This window comes from Streptomyces sp. NPDC019531, assembly GCF_044903305.1.
Classification (GTDB): domain Bacteria; phylum Actinomycetota; class Actinomycetes; order Streptomycetales; family Streptomycetaceae; genus Streptomyces.
Window position 1 is genome coordinate 141,612 of record NZ_JBJDQL010000021.1, and the last position, 6,777, is coordinate 148,388.

The window sequence follows — 6,777 nt, forward strand, 5'->3', positions numbered from 1 at the left end:
GCGCCCGTGGGTAGGTTGCGCCGCTGTCAGCCGACATGCCGCCGTAGCTGCGGGCAGTCGTGCCGCTGCGGCGGCGCCCACCCAAAACCGCGGCACCCGCCCAGTGGCGGCGAGCGAAACCCGCCCTCTCCCACCCGGGGCACCGCTCACCGCACCCCCCGCTCCAGCTCCTCCACATACGCGTTGTAAGCCGCAACCTGCGCCCGCCGCCCCGTCCGCTCCACCGGCCGCAACGCCTCCCCCCGAGCCTGCATCTCCGCGGAGCTCACCGCACCCCCGTGCCCGTTCTCATAAGCCAGCGACACCAAGAACCCCACCCGCTGAGCCAGCTCCAACACCCGCACCGCCCGTGGCGGATACCCCGGCGCCAGAACCTCCCGCCCCCGCTCCGCCCGAGCCCGGTACGCCGAGATCGCCGCCTCCGCCACCGGCCCGGACCCGGCCACATCCAGCCGCGACAACACCTCCGTCGCGTCCCGCAGGGCCTCCGCGAGCTCCCGCTCGGCCTCACCCAGCGACGGCACATCCGCCGGAGGAGCCTCCCGCACCGGCAGCACCTGCCACACCACCTGGACATGCACATCACCCGAGGGCCCGGCCTCGTACACCTCCGGCACAAGGCCCAGCGCGGCGCCGTAACAGACCACTGCCTCCTCGGCCTCCAGCGCCCGCGCGTTGAACTCCGGCGGGCCGCTCAGCCCCAGCGGATGCCCGGGGGCGGGCAATGCGACCCGCAGACCGGTGACCCCGAGCGACCGCAGCCGACCGAGCGCCAGCGTGAGACCGACGGCCGCCGTCTCCCCGGGCAATCCCTCCACCCGGTGGACGGCATCGTCACCGACGATCGCCGGCACGGCGTCGTCCGGCGGGACAAGTCCGGCCAAAAGACCGTTTCCCCAAGCGGCAAGGCGTCCAGAGCGCGGTTCCGAGAGCATGCCCCCAAGCCTAAGGACCGGACCGATGGATGGGAGCGGCAGACCAGTGGCGTAGATTTCTTCGAGGGCTGCGCCAAATGCGCGCACGCGACAGCCGAGACGCCGACGCCGGTCACACTGCAAGGGGAGACAACGCGCTCATGAGCGATGTTCTGGAGCTTCAGGACGTATCCGTGGTCCGTGAGGACCGGGCTCTGGTGGACCAGGTCTCCTGGTCGGTCAAGGAGGGCGAGCGCTGGGTCATCCTCGGCCCCAACGGCGCCGGCAAGACCACGCTCCTGAACCTCGCGTCGAGCTACCTCTACCCCAGCAAGGGCACCGCCACCATCCTCGGCGAGACCCTCGGCAAGCCCGGCACCGACGTCTTCGAACTGCGCCCGCGCGTCGGTATGGCCGGCATCGCCATGGCCGACAAGCTCCCCAAGCGCCAGACCGTCCTGGAGACCGTGCTGACAGCGGCGTACGGCATGACCGCCGGCTGGCAGGAGGAGTACGAGGAGATCGACGAGCAGCGCGCCCGCGCCTTCCTCGACCGCCTCGGCATGAGCGACTACCTGGACCGGAAGTTCGGCACCCTCTCCGAGGGCGAGCGCAAGCGCACTCTCATCGCCCGCGCTTTGATGACCGACCCCGAGCTCCTCCTCCTCGACGAGCCCGCGGCCGGTCTCGACCTCGGTGGCCGCGAGGACCTGGTCCGTCGCCTCGGCCGGCTCGCCCGCGACCCGATCGCCCCCTCGATGCTCATGGTCACCCACCACGTCGAGGAGATCGCCCCCGGTTTCACCCACGTCCTCATGATCCGCCAGGGCAGGGTCCTCGCCGCGGGTCCCCTGGAGCTCGAACTCACCTCCCGCAACCTCTCCCTCTGCTTCGGCCTGCCCCTCGTCGTCGAGCAGGTCGGCGATCGCTGGACCGCACAGGGTCTTCCCCTGTCGTGATCAAGTGAAGTACCCGCGAAAACACGGGTAAGAAGCCCGTTCACGCCTCATCGCGCCCTGTCCGAGGCGGTACCCGTGGACCTACCATTGAGCCCGTGAACGACATCGACGCATGGGTGTGGTGGCTCGTCGGCGCGGCAGCTCTCGGAATCCCGCTCGTGGTGACCGCGATGCCGGAGTTCGGCATGCTCGCGGTGGGCGCCGTCGCCGCGGCGGTCGCGGCCGGACTCGGCGGTGACATCGTCGTCCAGGTGCTCGTCTTCGCCGTCGTCTCGGTGGCCCTCATCGCCGTCGTACGGCCCATCGCGACCCGGCATCGGGCCCAGCGACCCCAACTCGTCACGGGTGTCGACGCGTTGAAGGGCAAACAGGCCGTCGTCCTGGAGCGCGTCGACAGCGCGGGCGGCCGGATCAAGCTCGCCGGAGAAATCTGGTCGGCACGCTCTCTCGACACCGGCCAGGTCTACGAAGTAGGCCGGGAAGTCGATGTCGTGGACATCGAGGGAGCCACGGCGATCGTCATGTGACCTCGCAGGATGCAACTGAACCGAACGCACCACGAGTTACTCGACGGTCTGTCAGACTCGACCAGCAAGATCTTCAACAGGCATAAGATCTTCCGAAAACGCCGAGGCGGAGAAGGGCACGGGGAGCACGATGGAACCGGTCATCATCGTCTTGATCATTCTGGTGGTGTTGGTCTTCATCGCCCTGATCAAGACGATCCAGGTCATCCCACAGGCCAGTGCGGCCATCGTGGAGCGCTTCGGCCGCTACACGCGGACACTCAACGCGGGACTCAATATTGTCGTCCCGTTCATAGACACCATCCGCAACCGCATCGACCTGCGTGAACAGGTCGTGCCGTTCCCGCCGCAGCCGGTGATCACCCAGGACAACCTGGTCGTGAACATCGACACCGTCATCTACTACCAGGTGACCGACGCCCGGGCCGCGACCTACGAGGTCGCCAGCTACATCCAGGCGATCGAGCAGCTCACCGTCACCACCCTCCGCAACATCATCGGTGGCATGGACCTGGAGCGGACCCTGACCTCCCGCGAGGAGATCAACGCGGCTCTGCGCGGCGTCCTCGACGAGGCGACGGGCAAGTGGGGCATCCGAGTCAACCGCGTCGAGCTCAAGGCGATCGAACCGCCCACCTCCATCCAGGACTCGATGGAGAAGCAGATGCGCGCCGACCGTGACAAGCGCGCCGCGATCCTCACCGCGGAAGGTACGCGCCAGGCCGCGATCCTCACCGCCGAGGGTGAGAAGCAGTCCCAGATCCTCCGCGCCGAGGGTGAGGCCAAGGCGGCGGCCCTGCGCGCCGAGGGCGAAGCCCAGGCGGTCCGCACCGTCTTCGAGGCCATCCACGCAGGCGACCCCGACCAGAAGCTCCTCTCCTACCAGTACCTCCAGATGCTCCCCAAGATCGCCGAAGGCGACGCCAACAAGCTCTGGATCGTCCCCAGCGAGATCGGCGACGCCCTCAAGGGCCTCTCCGGAGCCATGGGCAACTTCGGCAACTTCGGCGGCGGTTCGAGCGGAGGCAACGGCGGCTCGGAGCGCCGGGAGACCCCGAAGATCGACTGACCCAGGGATTCCAGTACGACAACGGGGCCCGCCTTCCCGACGAAGACGGGCCCCAACGCACTTAGGGGCGCGGGGAACTGCGCGACAAGCCACGGAGCACCCGCAGCCGCATCAGCACCGGACCCGGCAGATGACTAGGCGGCCTCTCGAGCCAGCCAGTCGGGCAGCGCGGAGAAGTCCTCGTGCCCCAGCGACAGCAGCATCGCGTCAGCCGGAGTCGGCTCGAACGGCTCCCGCAGCAATGGCATCCCCGCCTCCGCCGGAGTCCGGTTCGCCTTGCGGTGGTTGTCCTCCGCGCAGGAGGCCACCGTGTTCAGCCAGGTGTCCTGACCACCCTGCGACCGCGGCACCACATGGTCCACGGTCGTCGCCCGCCGCCCGCAGTACGCGCACCTGTGCCGGTCACGCACCAGAACGCCCCGCCGAGACCACGGAGCTTGTCTTCGGAAGGGCACCCGCACATACCTGCACAACCTGATCACCCGGGGCGCCGGTATGTCGACCGCGGCTCCGCGCATGCGCAGTTCAGGGTGGGACTGCTCGACGACGGCCTTGTCCTGAAGCACCAGAACGACGGCTCTGTTCAACGTCACCGTCGACAGCGGCTCGAAGCTCGCGTTCAGTACCAGCGTCTCCCGCATGACCAGCCCACCTCCCGTGCGCACCGGCCCACCCCCTGGCGGGCTTGGGCTTGGATCAACTCTGGCCGGGCACGCCGAGATGGACAACGCAATAAAAAGTGCCCGCCCCTGATCAATTCCAAGACCAGAGGCGGGCAAACGCTCAGTGAACGTCAGTCTTCGGCGGGTACCTCGTACTCACCGATCAACTGGGCACGCCCGATCGCGTGGAATCGCAGATTGAAGCCCACATAAGCGGGAGAGGCATCGGAATCCGGCCCGAGCTTCTCCTGGTCCACGGCGTACACGGTGAAGACGTACCGATGAGGCCCGTCCCCGGCCGGCGGAGCGGCCCCACCGAAGTCCTTCGACCCGTAGTCGTTCCGCGCCTGTACGGCACCCTCCGGCAGCCCCTCGAACTTGCCGCTGCCCGCACCCACGGGCAACTCGGTCACCGAGGCCGGGATGTCGAACACGACCCAGTGCCAGAACCCGCTACCCGTAGGGGCGTCGGGGTCGTAGCAGGTCACGGCGAAGCTCTTGGTCCCGGCCGGGAAGCCCTCCCAGCGCAGGTGCGGAGAGGTGTTGCCGGCCGCGTAGACCTGAGCGTCCTTGAGCGTCGTACCCTCGGCGACATCCTCGCTCGTCACCGTGAACGACGGCACGGGCGGGTGGAAGTCATGGGGGAGCGGCCGCCGCTTGAGCTCGGTCACCTCGGTACCTCCTGAATCGATTACGGAATCAGCAGTTCCCGAGCCTAGAACCAGTTGCGCTTGCTGCCGACCTCCGACAGCCACTGGTTGAGATAGGCGGCCCAATCGGTGCCCTGGTAGTCGTGCAGACCCACCTGGAAGGACCGGAAGGTGTCACTGCCCTCGCTGAAAAGTCCCGGCTTCTTGTCCATCTCCAGGATGACGTCCATCGCGTTCCCGTCGGCGACGAAGCTCAACTCGACCTGGTTGAGCCCGCGGTACTGCTGCGGCGGGAAGAACTCGATCTCCTGGTAGAACGGCAGCTGCTGCCGTGTCCCGCGGATGTGACCGCGCTCCAGGTCCGCGTTCTTGAAGCGGAAGCCCAGCTGCATGAACGCGTCCAGGATCGCCTTCTGCGCCGGCAGCGGGTGCACGTTGACCGGGTCGAGGTCACCGGAGTCCACGGCACGTGCGATCGCCAGCTCCGTCGTCACACCGATGTTCATGCCGCGCAGAGCCTGGCCGTCGATCATCGTGATCGGCGTCTCCCAGGGAATCTCAAGACCGAACGGCACCGCGTGCACCGCGTTGGGCTGCAACGTGAAGGCACCACCCAGCGACACCTTCGTGAACTCGATGTCCTGCTTGTACTCCTGGTCACCGCTCTCGACCTCGACCTTGGCCTGCAGCCCGACCGACAGCCCCTCGATCTGCTGGTCGACGGACCCGCCCTGGATCCGCACCTCGCCCTGGACGACACCACCCGGGACGACGTTGACCTCGGTCAGCACGGTCTCCACCGAAGCCCCACCGGCACCCAGGCTCGCGAGCAGCTTCTTGAACGCCATGTCTCTCCTTAACAACACGCGGATTCCTGATCCCTACAAACGCGATCCGGCCGTGGTCGGTTCCGCGCCTTCACCCTGGCAAGCGGACGAACCCTTGACCAGCCCTTGGCACACACCCGTCTGGACTACGCTCGGACGCCATGATCACGTCCCCGGACCGTACGCCACTGCCCCGAGAGTTCTTCGACCGCCCCGTACTGGAAGTTGCCCCCGACCTTCTCGGCCGCATCCTCGTCCGTACGACCCCGGACGGTCCGATCGTGCTGCGCCTCACAGAGGTCGAGGCATACGACGGTCCGAACGACCCCGGCTCCCACGCCTATCGCGGCCACACTGCCCGCAACGGCGTGATGTTCGGTCCGCCAGGGCACGTGTACGTCTACTTCACCTACGGCATGTGGTTCTGCATGAACCTGGTGTGCGGACCGGAGGGTCGCGCGAGCGCCGTCCTGCTGCGCGCCGGGGAGGTCCTCGAAGGTGCGGATCTGGCGCGCAAACGTCGACTCTCGGCCCGAAATGACAAGGAACTGGCCAAAGGGCCCGCCCGCCTGGCCACGGCACTGGACGTGGCCCGGACCCTGGACGGCACCGACGCCTGTGTGTCGGGCGAGACCCCACTGAAGGTACTCACGGGCACCCCGGTCGCCCCCGACCAGGTACTCAACGGTCCCCGGACCGGAGTGGCCGGCGAAGGGGGCGCGCACCCCTGGCGATTCTGGGTCGCCAACGACCCGACGGTGAGCCCCTATCGGGCCCATGTACCGAAGCGCCGCTCAAGTTGACTCGCTCTTGGAAGATGCGTAACGTGGCCCGAGCCGCTTGACCCGGGTACGGCAATCGCCAGCAGCCGGAAGCGGCCAAACCACTACCTACGACATCCCCTCGGCGGGGACGATTTCGGCGTGCCCGCACGCCCGAATTCGAACTCGCGGAACTCGATTATGAGTTGGCGAGAGAATGGTCTAACGTAGTGAATGTCGAAAGGCCCCGCCGACGGGGAATCAGGCCCGAAAGGATCTGATAGAGTCGGAAACGCAAGACCGAAGGGAAACTGCCTGGAGGAAAGCCCGAGAGGGTGAGTACGAAGGAAGCGTCCGTTCCTTGAGAACTCAACAGCGTGCCAAAAATCAACGCCAGATATGTTGATA

8 protein-coding genes are annotated in these 6,777 nt (G+C 67.3%); 4 read left to right on the forward strand and 4 right to left on the reverse strand.

The features are described 5' to 3' along the window. Positions 1 to 146 precede the first annotated feature (146 nt). Positions 147 to 935 carry a hypothetical protein gene (locus ACI2L1_RS24175; RefSeq protein ID WP_404741430.1) on the reverse strand — a complete coding sequence of 263 codons (789 nt, stop codon included), beginning with the start codon at positions 933 to 935 and terminating at the stop codon, positions 147 to 149. Positions 936 to 1,075: 140 nt separating this feature from the next. On the opposite strand from ACI2L1_RS24175, the gene ACI2L1_RS24180 reads away from it, so the two are divergent. The 3 genes from ACI2L1_RS24180 (at position 1,076) to ACI2L1_RS24190 (ending at position 3,469) form a co-directional block, all read left to right on the forward strand. Next, positions 1,076 to 1,873, forward strand: a complete 798-nt coding sequence (locus ACI2L1_RS24180; RefSeq protein WP_404741431.1) for an ABC transporter ATP-binding protein — start codon at positions 1,076 to 1,078, stop codon at positions 1,871 to 1,873. Positions 1,874 to 1,968: 95 nt separating this feature from the next. Beyond that, entirely contained in the window at positions 1,969 to 2,400 is a 432-nt protein-coding gene (locus ACI2L1_RS24185) for an NfeD family protein (protein ID WP_404741432.1), read from the forward strand. A gap of 130 nt (positions 2,401 to 2,530) precedes the next feature. Beyond that, positions 2,531 to 3,469: an SPFH domain-containing protein gene (locus tag ACI2L1_RS24190; protein ID WP_057618170.1), complete on the forward strand. Its 939-nt coding sequence runs from the start codon at positions 2,531 to 2,533 to the stop codon at positions 3,467 to 3,469. 134 nt (positions 3,470 to 3,603) lie between these two features. Here ACI2L1_RS24190 and ACI2L1_RS24195 read toward each other — a convergent pair whose 3' ends face one another. The 3 genes from ACI2L1_RS24195 to ACI2L1_RS24205 form a co-directional block, all read right to left on the reverse strand. Continuing rightward, on the reverse strand, positions 3,604 to 4,110 hold the full coding sequence (locus ACI2L1_RS24195; RefSeq protein WP_120052820.1) for an HNH endonuclease: 507 nt from the start codon (positions 4,108 to 4,110) through the stop codon (positions 3,604 to 3,606). 152 nt (positions 4,111 to 4,262) lie between these two features. Beyond that, positions 4,263 to 4,802 carry a YbhB/YbcL family Raf kinase inhibitor-like protein gene (locus ACI2L1_RS24200; RefSeq protein WP_404741433.1) on the reverse strand — a complete coding sequence of 180 codons (540 nt, stop codon included), beginning with the start codon at positions 4,800 to 4,802 and terminating at the stop codon, positions 4,263 to 4,265. 44 nt (positions 4,803 to 4,846) lie between these two features. Further along, entirely contained in the window at positions 4,847 to 5,629 is a 783-nt protein-coding gene (locus tag ACI2L1_RS24205) for a sporulation protein (RefSeq protein ID WP_404741434.1), read from the reverse strand. Between the two features lie 140 nt (positions 5,630 to 5,769). On the opposite strand from ACI2L1_RS24205, the gene ACI2L1_RS24210 reads away from it, so the two are divergent. Further along, positions 5,770 to 6,411, forward strand: a complete 642-nt coding sequence (locus ACI2L1_RS24210; protein ID WP_404741435.1) for a DNA-3-methyladenine glycosylase — start codon at positions 5,770 to 5,772, stop codon at positions 6,409 to 6,411. The last annotated feature ends 366 nt before the right edge of the window (positions 6,412 to 6,777 follow it).

Coding starts and splice junctions, on each gene's coding strand:
- ACI2L1_RS24180 (WP_404741431.1), top strand. CDS start 1,076: ATGAGCGATGTTCTGGAGCTTCAGGACGTATCCGTGGTCCGTGAGGAC.
- ACI2L1_RS24210 (WP_404741435.1), top strand. CDS start 5,770: ATGATCACGTCCCCGGACCGTACGCCACTGCCCCGAGAGTTCTTCGAC.
- ACI2L1_RS24205 (WP_404741434.1), bottom strand. CDS start 5,629: ATGGCGTTCAAGAAGCTGCTCGCGAGCCTGGGTGCCGGTGGGGCTTCG.
- ACI2L1_RS24195 (WP_120052820.1), bottom strand. CDS start 4,110: ATGCGGGAGACGCTGGTACTGAACGCGAGCTTCGAGCCGCTGTCGACG.
- ACI2L1_RS24190 (WP_057618170.1), top strand. CDS start 2,531: ATGGAACCGGTCATCATCGTCTTGATCATTCTGGTGGTGTTGGTCTTC.
- ACI2L1_RS24175 (WP_404741430.1), bottom strand. CDS start 935: ATGCTCTCGGAACCGCGCTCTGGACGCCTTGCCGCTTGGGGAAACGGT.